The organism is Rahnella sp. ATs2 (genome assembly GCF_051851855.1).
Classification (GTDB): domain Bacteria; phylum Pseudomonadota; class Gammaproteobacteria; order Enterobacterales; family Enterobacteriaceae; genus Rahnella; species Rahnella variigena.
Window position 1 is genome coordinate 63,189 of record NZ_JBLYPL010000022.1, and the last position, 15,243, is coordinate 78,431.

The window sequence follows — 15,243 nt, forward strand, 5'->3', positions numbered from 1 at the left end:
CTTATCGATTACTCTCAGGTGATCAGTGACTGGTCCACGCAGGTCGCGCAGAAGATGTTTCTGCAGGTTGAGCGGGAGGAGTGGAACCAATGGCGATCAGTGTCTGAGCAAATATCCGAAGGGTTGCGCGACGTAATGGGCAATTCTCCCGTGGGACAGGTTACGCAGGACATCGTGTACCGGCAAATCCAGCTGATGAAGTCGCTGCCGCTGGAAGCTGCGGGCCGGGTTAAAGACATTCAGGATCGCGCCATACAGGCGGTTATTAACGGCGAACGGCCTGATGCGCTTTACGACATGATCATGCAGTCCGGTGATGTAGCTGCCAGCCGGGCGAAGATGATTGCGCGGACGGAAGTTGGACGGGCTACGGGTGCTTTAACGCAGGCCCGAGCTTTATCCATTGGCTCTGAGGGGTATTGGTGGCGCATTGAAGGTGCAGGAACGCGACCATCACACCTTAGAATGCGCAATAAGTTTGTGCGATGGGACAACCCGCCGACGCTCGACGGATTGACCGGACACGCTGGATGCTTGCCTAACTGCAAATGCTGGTCCGAGGTTGATGTCCCTGCGGCCGGTAAATAGTAAAAATAAGGGTTAGTCAGCCTTATTCGCATGAACTGCAATACCCGTTAATTGTTAACAAAATGTTGTTTTCAAAATGCGGTCATTTTTGTGGATTTGAACGCCAATTTTAAGCCTTTGATCGCGTTCAGCGAGCGAGTGCCGATCTCGCAGGGCGGTTAATGACCCTTATGTTAAATAGCCTGTTATCTGGGCAAATATCAGTATTCACCTGGCTGCCATCCGGCGGCCATTTTTATGCCCGCAATTCAGCAGGTGACAAATGAAATACTTCTTCACCACCCGACTTGGGGAAACACGATTTTTACAGGCGGACGGTTCGCTGCTGTGCAAGGACGTACCGATAGCGCGCACAGGGACGCAAATTTATTTACCCGAAGAGATAGACCTCGAGGCTGACGCCAGCGGAACGGTGACGATTTACCGCCTGGAGGATGAGGTCTTTTCTCCCGAAACTATGGCGAGCTTCGAAGGTGTGGCCGTCACCCTGGGGCATCCGGAGGACGGCGACGGAGGCATTCTTTTTGTTAACCCTGGCAACTACGCCGAACTGGCCCACGGGCATATCCAAAACGTCAGACGCGGTACTGGCGACAAATCGAATTTGCTGCTGGCCGACGTTCTGGTTAAGCGACAAGAGGCTATCGACGCCATCAATGCTGGCCTTACTGATGTGAGTTGCGGTTACGACGCGCTCTATAAACAGCTGGCGCCCGGCAAAGGTAAACAATATCAAATCACCGGAAACCATCTGGCCGTTGGTATCGAAAAAGGCCGGGCGGGTGTTCGTTGTGCTATCGGGGATTCTGCCCCATCCATACCTGTAAAAAAGGAGAAGCCAGCAATGTCATGGCTGAAAAAACTGGCTACGGCCATCAAAACGAAAGATGAAGCTGCATTGCAGCAACTCATCGATGAAGCGCCGGAGATGCCATCTGATGGTATGAGTTCGATCCCCGGCGTAACCATCAACATGAACACCCCCGCGCAGGCTACATCGCTGCCGGCGGAAAACAAAACCACGGTGGACGATAAGACCGACCCTGAAAAAACCACTGATGAAGAAGTCCCTGCATGGGCGCAGGCGCTGATTGCACGACTGGATAAGCTGGAAGGTAAAACAACCGATTCTGATCCAGAAGACATGCCAACGACTGATGAAGACGTGGAAGAAGATAAGAAGGTAACGGCTGATGCTGCTTACAAGCGCAACATTATCGCTGATGCCGAAATTCTCTCTCCTGGATTCAATCCGACCGGCGACAAAGGCCTGAAGCGCCAGGTACTGAATCATGCCGTGCGCACCGGTGACAGCCTTAAAGGTTTCGGCGTGTCTGACTTCACCAAGGCACCAAAAGCTACTGTTGACGCTGTCTTTGCTGCTGCCGTAACGCTGAACAAGGCAAAAAATCATATTGCACCGCTCAACCCGGGCAAACGAACCGGCGACGGCGCACGTGGTCCGGTGACCCCTTCTGATCTGAATAAAATCAACGCCGATTTCTGGAAACGCAACCAATAAGGTAACCCCCATGGCTGGAAATGCTTATGTAACCCGGATGCCCCTTGGCATTTCCGGTGCTGTAACTCGTCTGCAGGATCTGACCGCTGAGCCGGTCATTCTTGATAGTACGAAGGTATTCACTAAATACGGCTACGCCGGCAAATGGAGCGGTAACAAATTTGTACCGCTTGAAGCTGGTGACACCGTTGATGTGGTGGCAGGTATCCTGATCCGCCCTTATCCGACGCAGTCACAGGCTGATATTGCTTATCTTGGCGTTCAGGCAGGTGTAACCGGTGACCGCCTGGCGCGTGGCTATATCTGCGTCAGCGTTCCTCAGGCGCAGGCAACCGCGGCAGTAAAAGGCGCGAAGGTTTACGTGCGCGTTGCGGGTGCAACCTCCGCCAGTCCTTTGGGTTCGTTTGTTCTGACGCCTGATGCAACTGCAGATAACACGCCGGAACTCACCCTTGCGAAAGTCATGGGGCCGGGAGATGGCATCGCTGGCGCTGGTTTGGGTCACATTGAAATTGCTTACAACATTTAAGGAACACTGAATGTTTACTATTGATAGAGCCACCATTGATGCGGCTGGCGCGTTCCTCGTTGGTGAGCTGGAACGTCTTGACCAGACGCTGAACCTGCCACTTGTTTCCTATAAGTGGTCCCGCGATATGCCACTGCGAAGTGATGTATCCATCGCTGACGAAATTTCGTCATTCACAAATACCGACCTTGCGGCAGCAGGTGGGGTGAATCCGAACGGTAAAAACTGGATCGGAAAAAACTCTACTGCCATAGCAACTACCAACCTTCTGATTGAGAAAACGCCGCAACCCCTCACTCTTTGGGGGATGGAGCTCGGTTGGACGCTGCCAGAGCTTGCCTCTGCCCAGCAGCTTGGGCGCCCAGTAGATGCCCAGAAATACGACGCCATGCAACTTAAATGGAACATGGATATCGATGAGCAGGTTTATATCGGCGATACCGATCTTGGCATCACCGGTCTTCTGAATCTGGCTCAAGTTGTGCCTGTTGCTGCGGCAGCCGCATGGACGGCGACAACCGACCCCGATGTCATCGTGCAGGACATCAATCTGTTGCTGACTTCTGCCTGGTTATCTTCTGGTTATGCAATGTGCCCGCGTAAGGTAGGCATGGCGCCTGAGCTGTTTGGCCTGCTGTCCAGCAAAAAAGTGTCCTCCGCGGGGAATATCTCTGTTCTGGAATACGTGAAGATTAACTGTATCGCGTTCCAGGAAAACGGCGAACCGCTGGAAATCGTCTCCATGAAATGGGCCAGTAAACGCGGCTCTGCTGGTGCACATCGCGTCGTGGCCTACACGCAGGATGAGAAATACATCCGCTTCCCGCTGGTGCCGCTGCTGAATACTCCGCTGGAATATCGCGGTATTTATCAGTTGACCACCTATTACGGGCGTCTTGGTCAGATCGAAGCGCCATACGGCAACACCATTGCATACCTGGACGTTCCGGTATCCTGATAAATTCGCGGGGGAAACCCCGCCATTCATGGAAAACACTATGAAATATCTCGTATCTTCCTCGGCGGTACTGCGGTTTGCTGACGGCTCTCAGGTTGAGTTGACGCCTGGCATCTACAGCTTTGATAAAAACATTTCGGATCACTGGGCTTTTGGAGCTCACGCAAAAGCTGTCGATGATTCTGAGCTGGAAAGGCTGAATTCTGACGCTGATCTAACCCAGAAAGTTAGTGTGCTGGAAGGCGAAATCACCGACCTGAAAGCGCAGGTGGTGACCAAAGACGGCGAAATCACCGACCTGAAAGCGCAGGTGGTCCTGCTCACCAATGCACAGGCCAGTGCACAGCCGGAAGAGGCCAAAGCCGAAGAGGCGCAACCTGATGCAGAACAGGAGACTGGCAATGCCAAAAAACAGTCTTCTTCCAACAAGTGATCAGTTCCGCACTGACTTCCCCGAGTTCGCTGACAAAACCCGCTACACGGATGTATCAGTAAATTTTTACCTCACCCAGGCTGATAATCTTCTAAATCAGGACATTTTCGGTTCGCAGTTCGTTTATCTTGTGGAGTTATTTACCGCACATTACACCGAATTGCGCGGACGTGCGTTGGCTGGCGCAGCTTTGGGGGGCGTTAATTCTGGCGGTGGAGGCGTCCTGAGCTCCAAATCTGTGGACAAAGTCAGCGCCAGTTACGACGTGTCGGGGATTATCGATCCCGACGCCGGATTCTGGAATAACACCGGGTACGGACGTGAGTTTTACTGGTGGTGGGAGATGGCCGGCGCTGGCGGGAGGCAACTGCTATGAAATCAGGGCTGACGGTCAGGGTCGATAATGCGGCTTCCATTCTGGAATCGCTAAAAAAACTCAGCGGAATGGATGTGCTGGTCGGGATACCTGCTGATAAAGCGGAGCGTGAAGACGGTGCAAAGCTGAATAACGCCGAGATCGGATACCTCCAGTCCACTGGTGCCACCATTCAACTCGACGGCGTTACCGTGACCCTCCCGCCACGCCCTTTTTTGGATATGGGGATTGAGAACACCAAGCCGCGCACGATTGAATACCTTAAAGCTGCCGCAATTGCAGCGCTTGAAGGGAATTCAGAATCAGCAATGAAAGAGCTTGAACGCGCGGGAATTGTCGCCAGCGACGGCGCAAAAGCAGTTATTTCCTCAGGTGATCAACTGCATCCCTTGTCAGAAAAAACCAAAGAAAAACGCCGTGAGCAGGGTATTCCTGGCGATAAGCCTCTCTATGCGCATGGCTACCTTCTGCGCTCGATCACGCACGTAGTAAGGAGCAAATAATGCCGCTTCTTGATGTTTCAGAAGTGTTGATGGATCCGGATTTTGCCGACTTTTCTCTGGTATGTCATCGACAGAATCAGGTGACGGATGATGACAATTTCCCAGTAAATACTACCGAGGAGATCCCATTCTCCGGCGTAGTTACCATCGACCGCGCACTCGAGGCAAAGCGAATGGCCGCCGGGCAAAACATCAACGGGGCCATTCTCATCATCACGCAGTTCCGGCTTACGCAAGGCAGCAAAAGCGTTAACGATGGTCCTAATCTTGATGCAGATCTGGTTATTTACAGCGGAAATCTATACCGGGTGACGTTTGTCGATCCCTACACACGTTATGGCGCTGGATTCGTTCAGGCACACTGTGAACTCATGGGGCAGGAGGGTGGTTAAGTGAGCAACGATAGCACCTCACCCGGATATCTAACGCCGATTGGTGACGCACCGACCTACGATCAGGAACTCGAACGCGAAATCAGTCGCTGGATACGCGGGCTGACCGGACTTGATAAAAATCTGGTTTATCCGCGCTGGACTGACCCGCAAATCCAGATACCGAAGAACGGCACCACCTGGTGCGCCTTCGGCGTTACAACCGTGCCCGAAGATGCTAATCCAGCCTATGTCCAGTCAGATGAAAGTGCCGAACAGTGGTCGCATGAAACCGTCGATATTCTGACGTGTTTTTACGGTCCTCTGGGTATGGCGACTGCCACCCAGTTCAGGGATGGACTTTTCGTTTCTCAAAATAATGATGAGTTGAAAAGAGTGGGTCTGACATTTAAGCAGTGTGGCCGGGTTCTGAGTCTTCCTGAACTCATTAATAACCAGTGGGTTCGTCGATATGACCTGACCGTTCAGTTGCGCAGGAAAGTCACCCGCACCTACGGCATCAAAACCTTCCTTTCGACCCAAGTACAATTTTTCGGAGACTAACCTATGCCTAACGGCTTATCTGTATCACGCGTTGTACGCGTGCAGGTTTCGCTCGCGCTGAGAGCCGCGCAGGGACGAGACTTTGGGGCGTTGCTGATCCTTGGCCCGTCTGACGTCATTCTTGCGCCGGAGGTGATGCGCCTCTACAACGATATCGAAAGCGTGGGCACAGACTTTGGCACTGCCGCTGAGGAATATAAGGCTGCATTACTATATTTCCAACAGTCTCCGCAACCGCTGGACCTGTATATCGGCAAAATGGAACGCCAGACGACGGCCGCGACAGCAGGGAAATTAACGGGCGCTGTACTGACTTCAACCGAACAGACCCTGGCTAACTTTACCGCCGTGAGTGATGGTGCGATCAAAATCTCGGTGGACGGAACCGTTAAAACAATCACCGCCATTGACCTCTCTGCGGTGACCAATTTAGCGGGCGTTGCTACAGTACTGCAGGCCAAACTTACCGGAACGGTGGTTGCGTGGGTGGCTGGATCAAATCAGTTTACGGTGACCTCAGCGACTACTGGCGCAACGTCCAAAATCGGCATTCCGACAGCGGCCGGTACTGGCACCGATATAGCGTCATTGCTTGGCATCGATGCTGCACATAATCCGACTGTAGTAGACGGCCTGGCAGCATCCTCCTCACCGTTGCCATCAGTGAACACTGCTCTGAATTACTCAGCAGACTGGTATGGACTGCTAATTTCAGACCCAGCCATGACGGACCAGGACCATCTCGACGTCTCTTCGCTAATTGGTGCGGCCAGCGACTCACGGATTTACGGTATCACTACAAACGCGGCAGCTGTCCTCGACGCAACGAGCACTACCGACATCGCCAGCAAAGTTAAAGCAGCAGGCTATGGGCGCTCATTCGTCCAGTACAGTCAGGTCAACTATGCAGCGGCATCAGCGTTCGGTCGGGCGTTTACCGTGAACTTCCTCGGAAATAACACCACCATCACGCTGAAGTTTAAGCAGGAGCCAGGCATCACCGCCGAGACGGTTACCGCGCAGCAGGCTGATACCCTGCAAGCCAAAAACTGCAACGTTTTCGTCCGCTATGCCAATGACACCGCGATCATTCAGGAAGGTGTTATGGCGAATGGTGACTTCTTTGATGAACGCCACGGACTCGATTGGTTGCAGAATTATGTGCAGAACAATCTCTGGAACCTGCTTTACACATCGACCACTAAAATCCCACAAACAGAAGCCGGGGTGACACGCTTGCTGACCAATGTTGAACAGTCAATGGACCAGTCTGTGACAAATGGACTCGTTGCGCCTGGTCTCTGGAATGGTGGTTCAATCGGACAACTTAGCCCCGGCGACACACTAACAAAAGGCTATTACGTTTATGCTGCGCCACTCTCCACTCAGGCACAGGCGGATCGTGAAGCCCGTAAGGCACCGGTCATTCAGGTTGCCTGCAAGCTTGCTGGCGCTGTTCATTTTGCTGATGTTTTAATCGACGTCGTTCGATAAGGATAAAAAATGCCTACTTATTCCTTTATGGATGTTTCGGCATCCATGACTGGCCCGACCGGCATTATTGATCTGGGCTATGGTGCCGCCAATGCCGAGGAAGGGATCACCGTTGCAATGGCCGAAGCGAAGAACACCATGACGGTGGGCGCTGATGGCGAAGTCATGCACAGCCTTCATGCGGGTAAAGCAGGTACTGTTACCGTGACCCTGCTCAAAACGTCGCCGGTGAATAAAAAGCTGTCTTTGGCGTACAACGCGCAAAGCCAGTCGTCTGCACTGTGGGGTAACAACGTATTTGTTGTCCGCAACTCCGCATCCGGTGACTTGGTCACCATCCGTTCCTCAGCCTTCCAGAAACAACCCGATTTCGCTAACGCCAAAGATGGCGGCACGGTGGCGTGGGTGTTTGACGGCGGCAAAGTGGATGAACTGTTAGGGGAGTTTTAATCGATGGAATTCGATATCAAAGGCAATACGTATCAAATCCGCAAACTGAGCGTGTTCGACCAGTTTAAAGTGTCCCGCAAACTGCTGCCGGTGCTGTCCGGCATGCTCTCTGACTTCCAGGGCATTAAGGCGCTGGTGGCAAAAAAGGACGCTGCCAGCATCATGGAAAAGGTGCTGCCGAAGATTGCACAGTCACTTTCAGACCTGAGTGAAGACGACGCCAACGCGGTGATCTTCCCCTGTCTGACGGTAACCTACCGTAAGCACGCGAAGGGATGGGTACCGGTATTTCAGGACGGCGTGCTCGCGTTCGACGATATGGACATGCTGGAAATGCTGCAAATCGTCGGTCGCGTGGTAGGCGACTCGCTGGGAAATTTTTTGCGAGAACTCCCTACAGCGCCGACGGACAAACCTCCGGAGACATAACGCTTAACTCATTACCGGATAATCTGGATTTCATCATGCGCCCGGCCAAGGCCTTTCAGCTTGACATGAAAGACCTGAAGTCGGGCGCTGTTGATCTGTGCGACATCGCGCTGATGAATGATTACCTGCAGATGGAAAACGATAACGAAGCGCGCATAGCAAAGTGGAGAGCTGATAACGATGGACGCTGAAACTATTAAGGATTTCCTCGTCAGTCTCGGTTTTGCTGTTGATGATGCTGGCGCTAAAAAGTTCGACGCTGTGATCGCTGGCGTGACAGCCAACGTGTTCAAAATGGCGGTCGCTGTTGAAGGCGCCGCGCTGACGGTGACAGCCTTTACGGCGAAAATTGCCAGCGGGTTAGATAACCTTTATTGGGCATCACAGCGCACTGGCGCCAGCGTGGCGGGCATTAAGGCGCTGGGCTATGCCGCATCACAAACCGGTTCAGATGCGGCATCTGCGCAGGGTTCACTGGAAAGCCTGTCCCGGTTCATGCGTAACAATCCGGGCGCTGAAAGCTTCCTTAACCGGCTTGGTGTACAGACGCGAGACGCCAAAGGCAATTTGAAGGACATGGCGTCCGTGTTCTCGGGCGTCGGCGATAAGCTAAAGAGCATGCCGTATTACCGGGCAAATCAGTATGCCCAGATGCTGGGTATCGACGAAAACACGCTGATGGCAATGCGCCGAGGCATGACTGGCTTTACCGCTGAATACTCGGCGATGGCGAAAACCATCGGGTATAACGCTGACCAGGCCGCTGTGGGTTCTAACCGTTTCATGACCTCGCTGCGTGATTTTAGCGCAATGGCAGGCATGGCGCGGGATAAAATCGGCTCTAATCTCGCCAACGGATTGGCGGGTTCTATCGATAACCTGCGAAAACAAATCCTCGATAATTTCCCGAAAATTGAAGATACCATCACGCGGGGCGTGAAAGGGTTGCTCTGGCTCTCTGATGTGATCGGGCGCGTCGTGTTCAGGCTGATTCAGGCCGCAGGTGATATTCGGGAGTGGTGGAATCATCTCGATAAGGGGACTCAGCAACTTATTGAGATATTCGGCGCGTTGATTGTTGCCTGGCGACTTCTCAATAGAGCTTTTGTTATGTCGCCTATCGGTCTCATCACAGCGTTAGGGTTGGCAATTATCGGTTTGTATGATGATTACCGCACATGGAAAGAGGGCGGGAAAAGCCTGATTGACTGGGGTAAGTGGAAGCCCGATATAGACTCTGCACTGGATGGTATTGATAAATTATGGACTGGCGTTAATCGTCTGAAGAATGAAATCCTTGACCTCTTCGGCATAGACCCCAAAACGTGGTCCATCAAATTTGAGTTTGGCAGCCTCACTAAACAGTTTGGCGAACTCAGCAAAATGCTTAACACCATCAGCGCATTGCTTAACGCCATCAATGAAGGTCGGTGGTCTGACGCAGCAAGTCTCGCCAAGCAGTTGATGACCCAAGGCGGCGATCAGCCCGATGCACTTCCCGGCGTTACTGCGATAGCGACTCAAAACAGAAACTGGTTGTTGGATAAGTATTTTAAAGCGAACGATGCTGTTAACCGTTTCTTTACCCTGCACGCAGGAAATGAGGGGTTACTTCCTTCCGGAGGGTTAGCGAGCGGTTTCAAGCCGCCACAGGCGACTGCTGCAGGTTCGGCTTTACTAGGATGGCTAAGTCCGACTCTGGATAAACTGGAGGCGCTTTACCATCTGCCTGAGGGGTTATTGAAAAGCGTTGCTATCACTGAATCTGCTGGTAACCCAAATGCAGTATCGGGTGCTGGCGCACAGGGACTGTTCCAACTTATGCCCGGTACGGCCAAAGATTTAGGGCTGCGGGGTAATGATGCCTTTGATCCGGTCAAATCCGCACAGGCGGCCGCCAAATACCTCAGCCAGTTAATGAAGATGAACGGCGGTGATCTGGAGAAAACGCTGGCCTCATACAACTGGGGTGTTGGCAACGTCCAGAAGCATGGTATGGCGCTGATGCCACAGGAAACACGTAACTACGTGCCGAAGGTGCTCAGCAATATGCCGGGGAACACGCTTAATCAGGAAACTCATATCACAGTTTATGGTTCAAGCGACCCGCGCGCTACAGCTGGTGAAGTAGAAAAACGTCAGTCGGTTGTTAACTCAAGAGCAACACAGCAAATGAATAAGGGGCCAAACTGATGGATATTTTATCCGTACTCCTTCATCAGCGATCCCGGAGCATTGGACTGATTATTCCCGACGTGGTGGTTTCCGAAAAACATTCGGATGCCCTGGAAATCACCGAACATCCAGTAGAGGTCCCGACCAATACCGGTGATGACTCTTCGGGCGCGGGATATATTGCTGACCACGCATACCGGCGACCGGCAGAAGTGACGATGGAAGTTGGTTTTTCTGGCGGGGGCTCCTTGCTGGATTTTCTCGACACATCGGCCGCAGGTATCTCGCTGGGTTTGAGTCCGAGGGAGGTTTATCAAAACCTGATTGACCTGCAGCGCCTTCGCCAGCCTTTCGACGTGGTAACGGGAAAAAGACAGTACAAAAATATGCTGATCCACACCCTTGATGTGACCACTGACAAGACAAGCGAGAACGTGCTTATGGCAACTCTAACGCTTCGGGAAGTAATCACCACTCAGACGGCTTCGGTTAGCGTCACAGATAAAAAGAATATGACGCAGGGGGTAAACACATCGGCTGTAGCCAACACGGGCGTGAAAACACCCAAGGCTGTCGACCAGTCAATTCTTTCTAAAATAGTCACGGCGGGAACAGGTTGGTTCAAATGATCATCACCGAATTACCTCTGTCTGCTGACAACCAAACGTTCAGCACAACGATAAATGGCCTATCGCTAAAGATGAGATTGATCTGGCGCGAAGGCATGGGATGGGTGTTGGATTTACTCGACAGTAGCGATGCTGCAATTATTGCGGGCATCCCACTGGTTACAGGTACTGATCTGCTCGCGCAGTACCAACATCTCGGACTCGGTTTTGGTTTAACCGTTGTCTGCGATGATCCCATGCAGGAATACCCCACTCAAACCGGTCTCGGCACCGACAGTCACCTTTACGTTAAAACGGAGTAAGCATGAGCAAAAATTGGATGCGGCACTTCGAGTTACAGCTGCTGGACGATGAAGGCAATGGTATTACGCTCACCGACCTTAAAGTGTCGTTTGATATTGAGAAAATGCCCAACACAATCTTCAACGGTTTTGTAGGCAACTTTAAGGTGTATAACCTTTCGCCGACGACGCAGAACCGAATTATGGGCAAAGAGTTTACCCGTATCCGGGTGATTGCCGGTTATAACGGTGATCAGGATGTTATGGGTAATTATCCAGATAAAAATGTTGGCCTTATTTTTAACGGTGACATTCGATTTTCGATAGCCGGGAAAGAAAATATCACCGATTCGTGGTTACTTCTCCAGTGTATCGATAGTTGGGAGGGGCATCTCAACGCGAGCGTTAAAACGACGGTTGCCGCCGGCTGGAAGTATTCAGATTTATTCGCTCTCGGCATGAAATCTTTCGATCCCTACGACATCAAAACGGGTAGTGTCGGCGAAATGCCCGAAACAGTATTCCCGCGTGGCCGCGTCATTTTCAAATCAACCAGCGTATTGATGAATGACATTTCGCAGCAATGCGGTGCCAATTGGTGGTATGAGAACAACCAGGTGAATATGGTTTCTCAGTCGAAGTATATTCAGGAGGCTGTGGTGTTGAACGCCAATACCGGCCTCATCGGCATGCCTCAGCAGACGATGGGCGCTGGCGTAAACGTTCGCTGCCTGATAAATCCAAATATTAAGCTTGGCGGCCTGATCCGCCTAGACCAGCATTCCGTCTATCGCGCCTCTCTTTCTAATGAGCAGATTGCAGGTACTCAAGGGACTGGCGGTCGGTTGGGCGAAATGGAAACGGAGGGTAATCTCTACGTTGGCGGAATTGTCGGACAGCAACCGGCATCGATTAATACTGACGGTGATTACATCGTAGGCAGCATCAACTATACTGGGGACACTCGCGGGCAGGCGTGGTATATGGACCTGCTGTGTCTCGCTAAAGGAAGTGCTGATCTACAATCTAATAGCACAATCAATAAGGTGTATTGAGATGAATTTTTTAAAGTTAGCGCCGATCCTATTCGCCTCTTTATTTGCTTCTACGGTTTACGCTGACTCTCAATGTGGACCCTTCCACTTAGGGACCAGCAAATCAGATGATGGTTGGTCCAGAATTAACGGCCAAAAGCCAGAAACCCAAAAGCTGACCTTCCTTAAACAGAAGGATGATTATAACAACGTCATGATGCAGTGGATGCTGCCTGACCCGAAGGTTGGCCGCTGGCTTGGGATGGATTACGTAAAGCGCAACAACAAAGCCATCCTCAACGTTGAAGTTGTCCGCACCAACATGGATCAGCCGCGCCAGTTCTGGACATATGACTGTGTGAAAGTGAAGTAAAAACACCCATATTCAAAGAAGAAACCCGCCGAGTGCGGGTTTTTTATTGCCTGGAGTAAAGTATGCCAGTTCCTCTTAATTCCCAGCTCGGAAGTGAGCAACACCTGGATACCGCTTTAGCTAAAACAATAATGAGCAACCTGCGGGTTTCTATGCCGGGCATCATCCAGTCATTCGACCCGGAGACCGTGACCTGTGTCATTCAGCCAGCCATCAAGGGCTCGGAGACCGACGAGGCGGGGAATCCCGTGTCGCTCAATTTGCCGCTTCTTGTTGATGTACCGGTTGTATTTCCTCGCGGCGGTGGCGTCACTTTGACGTTTCCTGTCAAAGCTGGGGATGAGTGCCTGGTGATTATCTCCGATTGCTGCATTGATTTTTGGTGGCAAAGCGGCGGCGTGCAGGAGCCGGTAGACACCCGTCGGCACGATTTGTCGGACGCTTTCGCCATTGTAGGCCCACAGTCACAGGCGCAGAAAATTAGCGGGATCAGCACCAATTCCGCGCAGCTGCGTACCGATGATGGTGCCGCGTTCATCGAGGTAGCCGCAGGCCATGACATTACCGTGAATACCCCCGGCAAGCTGACCGCCAGTGCGCAGGGCGGCACCGAAATTACATCTCCAACAATCGTGTTGAATGGTGCTGTGACGATTAACGGCTCGCTGAGCCAGGGCATGGGGCCGGGCGGCGGCAACGCTACAATGATGGGGCCGATCACGGTTACGAACGACGTTACCGCTGGCGGTAAGAGCCTGCAGAATCATGTTCACAGCGGTGTACAGACTGGCAGCGGTCAGACGGGGAAACCGGTATGAGATATCGACGAGAAGACGCTGATGGTGATTACACGTTCGGGCAGGGTGATAACACTTTTCTGATTAACTCACCGGAGGCGGTGGCGCAGGCGGTCAAAACGCGCTTCCTGCTCTGGCGCGGGCAATGGTTTCTCGATACGACGGCCGGCACGCCTTATATCCAGTCCGTACTCGGCAAGCAAAGCCCTGACGTTTACAACCTGGCTGTCCGCCAGCATATCCTGCAGACGCAGGGTGTCAGCTCAATTATCTCCTTTAATACGGCCGTTGACAGCAGAACGCGGCGCGTTTCGTTTACGGCGACCATAGACACCATCTACGGGAAGACGACCTTCACAAGCGAGGCATGATGCTCAATCTCGACACGCTGGGGCTCTCCGCTACGGTGACCGCCTCCGGGATCAGTGCGCCCGATTATCAGACAATCCTCTCGACTGTGACCGGATATTTTCAACAGATTTACGGTACCGACGCCTATCTGGAGCCTGACGGAAAAGACGGACAGATGATCGCCCTGTACGCGCTGGCAATCCACGATGCCAACAATACGGCCATAGCCGTCTATAACTCATTCTCACCAGCTACTGGGCTCGGTAACGGGCTTGCCAGCAACGTAAAAATCAACGGCATTGCCCGCGACCCGGCAAATAACTCAACGGTTGACCTGCTGATAACTGGCACCATCGGTCTGGAAATAGTCAACGGCTCCGCTAAGGACGCAAACAATATTATTTGGACGCTGCCAGCATCGGTGGTGATCGGTACCGGGGGGGCAGTTATGGTGACCGCGACCTGTGCGACCGCTGGCGCTGTTGCCGCGCTGGCCGGAACGATTACAGGTATCAACACGCCAACGCGCGGTTGGGTGTCTGTCACGAACCCCAATGCGGCAACCGTTGGCTCTGCTGCTGAAACTGACGCGGCGCTGCGCATCCGTCAGGCGCAAAGCGTGGCGCTGGCGTCAGTGACACCGTTCGATGCTCTGGATGGTGCGATTGCCAATATTTCAGGGGTGACGCGCCATAAGCTCTACGAGAATGATACAGGTTCGGTAGACGCCAACGGCCTGCCAGCGCATTCAATTACAGCAGTGATTGACGGCGGTGACGCGACAGAAATTGCGACAACGATACAACTGAAAAAAGGGCAGGGTGTTACTCCGAATGGCACCACGCACATCACCGTGGCAGATAAATACGGGAATCCTCACGTAATTGGCTTTAACCGTCCGGTTCCGGTGCCAGTTTATATCGCAATTTCACTTCAGGCCTTTACGGGTTACACCACTCAGATCGGAGAAGATATTAAAACGGCCATTGCTGCATATATTAATGCGCTGACCATCGGCGATGACGTTCTTTTAAGTCGGATTTATTCACCTGCAAACCTCGGCGTAGTGAGCGGCGGTGAAAGTCGATATTACGATATCACCAGTTTGCAGATTGGAAAAAGCGCCGGGGTGGTTGCAGCCGCGAATATCACTATCGGTTACAGCGAATCGGCAACCTGCGATGTGAATAACATCAACATTACGGTGACGGCATGAGTAAATACACAGACCTCATTACCAATTACCACAGTCAGAAGCCGCTTTTTGTTAACCATGTTGACCTTATAACGCGTCCATTAACGGATACAGCTAATGCGATGACGGCATTCATTACTGAGTTTGATATTGATGAGGCTATCGGTGTGCAGCTGGATATTCTTGGTAAA

Annotated in this window: 22 protein-coding genes; all 22 read left to right on the forward strand. The window is 52.3% G+C overall.

All coding sequences use genetic code 11. From position 1 onward, the window contains the following. Positions 1-54 precede the first annotated feature (54 nt). Positions 55-588, forward strand: coding sequence for a phage head morphogenesis protein (locus ACJY2G_RS20865; protein ID WP_439292080.1), 534 nt, complete (start codon positions 55-57; stop codon positions 586-588). A gap of 262 nt (positions 589-850) precedes the next feature. Next, positions 851-2,110, forward strand: a complete 1,260-nt coding sequence (locus ACJY2G_RS20870) for a DUF2213 domain-containing protein (RefSeq protein WP_439292082.1) — start codon at positions 851-853, stop codon at positions 2,108-2,110. Positions 2,111-2,120: 10 nt separating this feature from the next. Next, positions 2,121-2,639: a structural cement protein Gp24 gene (locus ACJY2G_RS20875; RefSeq protein ID WP_439292083.1), complete on the forward strand. Its 519-nt coding sequence runs from the start codon at positions 2,121-2,123 to the stop codon at positions 2,637-2,639. A 10-nt stretch (positions 2,640-2,649) separates the two neighbouring features. Next, positions 2,650-3,597, forward strand: coding sequence for a DUF2184 domain-containing protein (locus tag ACJY2G_RS20880; RefSeq protein ID WP_217244401.1), 948 nt, complete (start codon positions 2,650-2,652; stop codon positions 3,595-3,597). A gap of 40 nt (positions 3,598-3,637) precedes the next feature. Beyond that, positions 3,638-4,030 (forward strand): STY1053 family phage-associated protein, encoded by a 393-nt coding sequence (locus ACJY2G_RS20885; RefSeq protein ID WP_439292084.1) that lies wholly within the window; start codon positions 3,638-3,640, stop codon positions 4,028-4,030. Beyond that, a complete protein-coding gene (locus tag ACJY2G_RS20890; protein ID WP_439292085.1) occupies positions 3,999-4,406 on the forward strand; it encodes a DUF4054 domain-containing protein in 408 nt (135 codons plus the stop codon). The genes ACJY2G_RS20885 and ACJY2G_RS20890 overlap by 32 nt, the downstream gene beginning before the upstream one ends. Then, entirely contained in the window at positions 4,403-4,909 is a 507-nt protein-coding gene (locus ACJY2G_RS20895) for a hypothetical protein (RefSeq protein ID WP_439292086.1), read from the forward strand. The genes ACJY2G_RS20890 and ACJY2G_RS20895 overlap by 4 nt, the downstream gene beginning before the upstream one ends. Next, positions 4,909-5,301, forward strand: a complete 393-nt coding sequence (locus ACJY2G_RS20900) for a head-tail adaptor (RefSeq protein WP_439292087.1) — start codon at positions 4,909-4,911, stop codon at positions 5,299-5,301. The genes ACJY2G_RS20895 and ACJY2G_RS20900 overlap by 1 nt, the downstream gene beginning before the upstream one ends. After that, complete coding sequence (locus ACJY2G_RS20905) at positions 5,302-5,844, forward strand: phage neck terminator protein (RefSeq protein WP_439292089.1); 543 nt, start codon at positions 5,302-5,304, stop codon at positions 5,842-5,844. A gap of 3 nt (positions 5,845-5,847) precedes the next feature. After that, entirely contained in the window at positions 5,848-7,338 is a 1,491-nt protein-coding gene (locus ACJY2G_RS20910; RefSeq protein ID WP_439292090.1) for a DUF3383 domain-containing protein, read from the forward strand. 9 nt (positions 7,339-7,347) lie between these two features. Continuing rightward, positions 7,348-7,788, forward strand: a complete 441-nt coding sequence (locus ACJY2G_RS20915) for a DUF3277 family protein (RefSeq protein WP_414067228.1) — start codon at positions 7,348-7,350, stop codon at positions 7,786-7,788. Positions 7,789-7,791: 3 nt separating this feature from the next. Beyond that, entirely contained in the window at positions 7,792-8,217 is a 426-nt protein-coding gene (locus ACJY2G_RS20920; protein ID WP_439292091.1) for a phage tail assembly chaperone, read from the forward strand. Positions 8,218-8,252: 35 nt separating this feature from the next. Then, on the forward strand, positions 8,253-8,408 hold the full coding sequence (locus ACJY2G_RS20925) for a DUF6889 family protein (RefSeq protein ID WP_439292092.1): 156 nt from the start codon (positions 8,253-8,255) through the stop codon (positions 8,406-8,408). Continuing rightward, complete coding sequence (locus ACJY2G_RS20930) at positions 8,398-10,410, forward strand: transglycosylase SLT domain-containing protein (RefSeq protein ID WP_439292093.1); 2,013 nt, start codon at positions 8,398-8,400, stop codon at positions 10,408-10,410. Before ACJY2G_RS20925 ends, ACJY2G_RS20930 begins: the two co-directional genes overlap by 11 nt. Then, complete coding sequence (locus ACJY2G_RS20935) at positions 10,410-11,021, forward strand: phage baseplate protein (protein WP_439292094.1); 612 nt, start codon at positions 10,410-10,412, stop codon at positions 11,019-11,021. The genes ACJY2G_RS20930 and ACJY2G_RS20935 overlap by 1 nt, the downstream gene beginning before the upstream one ends. After that, positions 11,018-11,323, forward strand: a complete 306-nt coding sequence (locus ACJY2G_RS20940; RefSeq protein WP_439292095.1) for a phage baseplate plug family protein — start codon at positions 11,018-11,020, stop codon at positions 11,321-11,323. The genes ACJY2G_RS20935 and ACJY2G_RS20940 overlap by 4 nt, the downstream gene beginning before the upstream one ends. Before the next feature lie 2 nt (positions 11,324-11,325). Continuing rightward, complete coding sequence (locus ACJY2G_RS20945) at positions 11,326-12,357, forward strand: baseplate hub protein (RefSeq protein ID WP_439292096.1); 1,032 nt, start codon at positions 11,326-11,328, stop codon at positions 12,355-12,357. Position 12,358: 1 nt separating this feature from the next. Continuing rightward, positions 12,359-12,709 carry a hypothetical protein gene (locus tag ACJY2G_RS20950; RefSeq protein WP_439292097.1) on the forward strand — a complete coding sequence of 117 codons (351 nt, stop codon included), beginning with the start codon at positions 12,359-12,361 and terminating at the stop codon, positions 12,707-12,709. Positions 12,710-12,771: 62 nt separating this feature from the next. Then, a complete protein-coding gene (locus ACJY2G_RS20955; protein ID WP_439292098.1) occupies positions 12,772-13,527 on the forward strand; it encodes a Gp138 family membrane-puncturing spike protein in 756 nt (251 codons plus the stop codon). After that, positions 13,524-13,877 carry a hypothetical protein gene (locus ACJY2G_RS20960; protein WP_439292099.1) on the forward strand — a complete coding sequence of 118 codons (354 nt, stop codon included), beginning with the start codon at positions 13,524-13,526 and terminating at the stop codon, positions 13,875-13,877. The genes ACJY2G_RS20955 and ACJY2G_RS20960 overlap by 4 nt, the downstream gene beginning before the upstream one ends. After that, the gene (locus ACJY2G_RS20965) at positions 13,874-15,073 is read left to right on the forward strand and encodes a baseplate J/gp47 family protein (protein ID WP_439292100.1); all 1,200 of its coding nucleotides are present in this window, start codon (positions 13,874-13,876) and stop codon (positions 15,071-15,073) included. Before ACJY2G_RS20960 ends, ACJY2G_RS20965 begins: the two co-directional genes overlap by 4 nt. Next, positions 15,070-15,243 (forward strand): DUF2612 domain-containing protein (locus ACJY2G_RS20970; protein WP_439292101.1); only part of this gene is annotated, 174 nt, incomplete at its 3' end. The genes ACJY2G_RS20965 and ACJY2G_RS20970, both read left to right, overlap by 4 nt.

Excerpts from the sequence above, each read along its gene's own strand:
- ACJY2G_RS20865 (WP_439292080.1), top strand. The coding sequence starts at position 55 with ATGTTTCTGCAGGTTGAGCGGGAGGAGTGGAACCAATGGCGATCAGTG.
- ACJY2G_RS20870 (WP_439292082.1), top strand. The coding sequence starts at position 851 with ATGAAATACTTCTTCACCACCCGACTTGGGGAAACACGATTTTTACAG.
- ACJY2G_RS20875 (WP_439292083.1), top strand. The coding sequence starts at position 2,121 with ATGGCTGGAAATGCTTATGTAACCCGGATGCCCCTTGGCATTTCCGGT.
- ACJY2G_RS20880 (WP_217244401.1), top strand. The coding sequence starts at position 2,650 with ATGTTTACTATTGATAGAGCCACCATTGATGCGGCTGGCGCGTTCCTC.
- ACJY2G_RS20885 (WP_439292084.1), top strand. The coding sequence starts at position 3,638 with ATGAAATATCTCGTATCTTCCTCGGCGGTACTGCGGTTTGCTGACGGC.
- ACJY2G_RS20890 (WP_439292085.1), top strand. The coding sequence starts at position 3,999 with ATGCCAAAAAACAGTCTTCTTCCAACAAGTGATCAGTTCCGCACTGAC.
- ACJY2G_RS20895 (WP_439292086.1), top strand. The coding sequence starts at position 4,403 with ATGAAATCAGGGCTGACGGTCAGGGTCGATAATGCGGCTTCCATTCTG.
- ACJY2G_RS20900 (WP_439292087.1), top strand. The coding sequence starts at position 4,909 with ATGCCGCTTCTTGATGTTTCAGAAGTGTTGATGGATCCGGATTTTGCC.
- ACJY2G_RS20910 (WP_439292090.1), top strand. The coding sequence starts at position 5,848 with ATGCCTAACGGCTTATCTGTATCACGCGTTGTACGCGTGCAGGTTTCG.
- ACJY2G_RS20915 (WP_414067228.1), top strand. The coding sequence starts at position 7,348 with ATGCCTACTTATTCCTTTATGGATGTTTCGGCATCCATGACTGGCCCG.
- ACJY2G_RS20920 (WP_439292091.1), top strand. The coding sequence starts at position 7,792 with ATGGAATTCGATATCAAAGGCAATACGTATCAAATCCGCAAACTGAGC.
- ACJY2G_RS20925 (WP_439292092.1), top strand. The coding sequence starts at position 8,253 with ATGCGCCCGGCCAAGGCCTTTCAGCTTGACATGAAAGACCTGAAGTCG.
- ACJY2G_RS20930 (WP_439292093.1), top strand. The coding sequence starts at position 8,398 with ATGGACGCTGAAACTATTAAGGATTTCCTCGTCAGTCTCGGTTTTGCT.
- ACJY2G_RS20935 (WP_439292094.1), top strand. The coding sequence starts at position 10,410 with ATGGATATTTTATCCGTACTCCTTCATCAGCGATCCCGGAGCATTGGA.
- ACJY2G_RS20940 (WP_439292095.1), top strand. The coding sequence starts at position 11,018 with ATGATCATCACCGAATTACCTCTGTCTGCTGACAACCAAACGTTCAGC.
- ACJY2G_RS20945 (WP_439292096.1), top strand. The coding sequence starts at position 11,326 with ATGAGCAAAAATTGGATGCGGCACTTCGAGTTACAGCTGCTGGACGAT.
- ACJY2G_RS20950 (WP_439292097.1), top strand. The coding sequence starts at position 12,359 with ATGAATTTTTTAAAGTTAGCGCCGATCCTATTCGCCTCTTTATTTGCT.
- ACJY2G_RS20955 (WP_439292098.1), top strand. The coding sequence starts at position 12,772 with ATGCCAGTTCCTCTTAATTCCCAGCTCGGAAGTGAGCAACACCTGGAT.
- ACJY2G_RS20960 (WP_439292099.1), top strand. The coding sequence starts at position 13,524 with ATGAGATATCGACGAGAAGACGCTGATGGTGATTACACGTTCGGGCAG.
- ACJY2G_RS20965 (WP_439292100.1), top strand. The coding sequence starts at position 13,874 with ATGATGCTCAATCTCGACACGCTGGGGCTCTCCGCTACGGTGACCGCC.